Source organism: uncultured Actinobacillus sp. (genome assembly GCF_945915845.1).
Lineage (GTDB): Bacteria > Pseudomonadota > Gammaproteobacteria > Enterobacterales > Pasteurellaceae > Exercitatus.
Genome location: NZ_CAMEFX010000085.1, coordinates 1 through 2,734, shown reverse-complemented (window position 1 = coordinate 2,734; position 2,734 = coordinate 1). Strand labels below are relative to the sequence as shown.

Sequence of the window (2,734 nt, the reverse complement as noted above, 5' to 3'; positions counted from 1 at the left end):
TAATCAGTAAATAATATTGACTCAGGTTTCATAGTTTAAAGCATTAATCGCTGTTTTAGTTGTTTTAATTGTGCAAAGCGTTCCGATGATTTTAAACTATCTGTTAAAGCCGAGTCCAATTTACCTAATGTACGTTGACTTGCAGGGCGTATTTTTCTTTCTGCCGCAGCTTTAGTTGATGTTGCCGTCTGTTTCGCGGCGTAGTATGGGTTAAATTTACCCAATTTTGCTTCTCGAATTAATGAGAAAATATATCCGACCGGTTTACGAATTTCTTGTTGAGCCATACGCTCTTTAATTTCAATCAGAATAGCTTGGCAGAGTTGTTCATCTAAATCCTGCATCGCTTGCATCACGGATTGTTGTTCGAGCGGTGTTAACTTCAGTGTTGAAAAATCCTTCTCCAGTACAGTACTGTACTTAGTAATATTATTAGTACTTGTACTGTACTTAGAGTTCCCATTGGGAACTGCATTTGAAATCAATGAGTTAGCATTGGTTTTGGTGCTGAGTTCCATTTGGGAACTCAGTGATTTTAGGTGGGAACTTGGTGATTTTTGACTGAGTTCCCCGGTATTTTGACTGAGTTCCATTTGGGAACTGAGTAAAATTTGCTGTGTTTTGTTTACCGCTTCTGAAAGATGGTTTGGTAGAACCGATGCCGATTCTGCCGTGCCAATTAAACGGTTTTTATGCAATGCACGATAGCGTGCTTTAAATACATCAAGGTGAGAAACAAAATGCCATAATCCGGATTTATCACTGACAATTTCATCAATGATACTTAATGCCACGTCTTTTAAAATAGGATCTTTGTGATTTGCCATCTTCTCCACTAAATTTAAATAGTCGCTATTTAATGTGATACTGTCAATGACACTTAATGGCTCATCATTCATGATGTAAACGTTGCCTAGAATTTGTCCCTTGTGATTACGAACCGTTTCACACAAGGTTAACCAGCGAGTTAAACGGAGTAAGTGTAAGGTTTGTGACACGATTTTACGTGAACAAGACTCATCTTTATAAGCCTTATCCGATAACCAATGTTGTAAATGGTCGTAAGATGGGAATAGCGATCCTTGAAATTGGCCGGCATTTAATTTGATTAATTGCCAAGCTAATTTTGCTCGTGCGGTGAGATATTTATCCGTAAGTAATCTTGTTGGCACCGTTTCGTGCTTATTTCCGATAAAAAGCAGGCTCTGAAATTGCTCGTTCATCACGTTTTCCCTTCTTTCGTCCATTGCGTATCTATTGGCGAGATACTTGCGCATCTCGCCCTGAGACAATCTAATTATTTTCTTTTATCCATGTTGATATTAAACGCCATACTTCGGTTAAACTCACACCGGTTTCTTCCGCAATAAACATCAGCAAGTCAAAGCCTTCAGGGGATGTTTCAATATCGTCTTTAACATTATCTTTATGTTTTTGCCAAAGTTCCCAAACCTTAAGCTCTTCGGCTTCATAAGCATTGCGCTTTCTTCCCATTGGTTCTTTAATGCCACGCAAGCGGCGGCGAGCAGAAACGTCAGCAGAACTCCAACCAAATCGGTTATGTAACATCTCACTTGACGCACCTAACTCTAACGCGCGATCGATAATATTGCTCTGGTGTGTATTTTCTCGAGCCACTTCGATGAGATTCCAAAAAGCCTGATGATTAATTTGCACTTTGGCAAAAGGCACCGGACTGTTACATAAATCCAAGATTTCTCGAGTATTCAAATCGGAAATGACCGCTAATTCATTTTCATCAAAGCCCAGCTGCTTACCGTAGCCGAGCTCACCTTTACGAATACTGGAAAGGATTTCAGAAATAATAGCTTGATTGATTGAGACATTAAGCATGGTTTCCCCCTAGTGTCATTTCTTTGAGATAGCGATTAAGGCGAATAAGTCTAAATAGGCGCACTAACATTAAATCAGAGACCTGCGGTGCTTGCTCTTGAGTGCCAAGCCACAACATCGGTGACAGGACAATCTCTTGTGGTTCATCCGTTGTTGAAAGTGCGGTTAATATTTGATGAATTTGTTGCGTTAAAACAGAGTGATTTTTATCTGTATTTAATGGATGTACGCGAAAAGCGTAATCAATCGGCTCATGAATAATATGTTCAATGCAATCTGCAATACCACATTCATCCGCAATTTCTACCGCAAGGGAATAGGCTTCCATGGTTAATGGTTTATTAGGATTGACTTTCCAAATATGCGTAATTGGAAATGCCCCCGAGCAAGCAAAGTCTAAACCATTATCCGCGGCTTCTTTTTGACGTTGCGCTTCAGGGTTTTCACCGGGAATAAAACCTAAATTAGAAAAATGTTCTTGAATGGCATTATTCATTTCTTGAATCGATGGTATCGCTAGATTTTCAGATGTTTCTTCAGATTCATTTCTATACTCATCTTCTGCTTCAGTATTTAGATTTTCTTCTACTGTGTCAGTAAATGAATTTGCCGAGAACGCTGTATTATCGACATTATCCTTGTGGTCATTATCCTGAATAGCCGGTTTTGCCACTTTTGCCGTTTGTTCTTTTTCTGCTTCAATAAGATGACGTTCACTTTCTGTGGCGAGTTGTAAAATATCCGCATGTTTTTCTGCTAATTTACGTAATTTTTGCTCAGCCAAGTCGATCTCTAATTTGAAGGTTTCATAAGGAATCTGATGATAAAAGGCTTCCACAAGCGCAGTGATTAGCACATCTTGGAAATCATTAATCACAAA

General features: G+C 39.1%; 2 protein-coding genes and 1 pseudogene. All 3 read right to left on the bottom strand.

All coding sequences use genetic code 11. The features are described 5' to 3' along the window. Positions 1–35: 35 nt before the first annotated feature. Positions 36–1,223 carry an STY4528 family pathogenicity island replication protein gene (locus Q0O89_RS10495; RefSeq protein WP_293731633.1) on the bottom strand — a complete coding sequence of 396 codons (1,188 nt, stop codon included), beginning with the start codon at positions 1,221–1,223 and terminating at the stop codon, positions 36–38. A 70-nt stretch (positions 1,224–1,293) separates the two neighbouring features. Further along, positions 1,294–1,854 carry a DUF2857 domain-containing protein gene (locus Q0O89_RS10490; protein WP_135710995.1) on the bottom strand — a complete coding sequence of 187 codons (561 nt, stop codon included), beginning with the start codon at positions 1,852–1,854 and terminating at the stop codon, positions 1,294–1,296. Then, a pseudogene (locus Q0O89_RS10485) lies at positions 1,847–2,734 on the bottom strand (hypothetical protein); the annotation flags it as partial. The pseudogene Q0O89_RS10485 and the gene Q0O89_RS10490, both read right to left, overlap by 8 nt.

Coding starts and splice junctions, on each gene's coding strand:
- Q0O89_RS10495 (WP_293731633.1), bottom strand. CDS start 1,223: ATGAACGAGCAATTTCAGAGCCTGCTTTTTATCGGAAATAAGCACGAA.
- Q0O89_RS10490 (WP_135710995.1), bottom strand. CDS start 1,854: ATGCTTAATGTCTCAATCAATCAAGCTATTATTTCTGAAATCCTTTCC.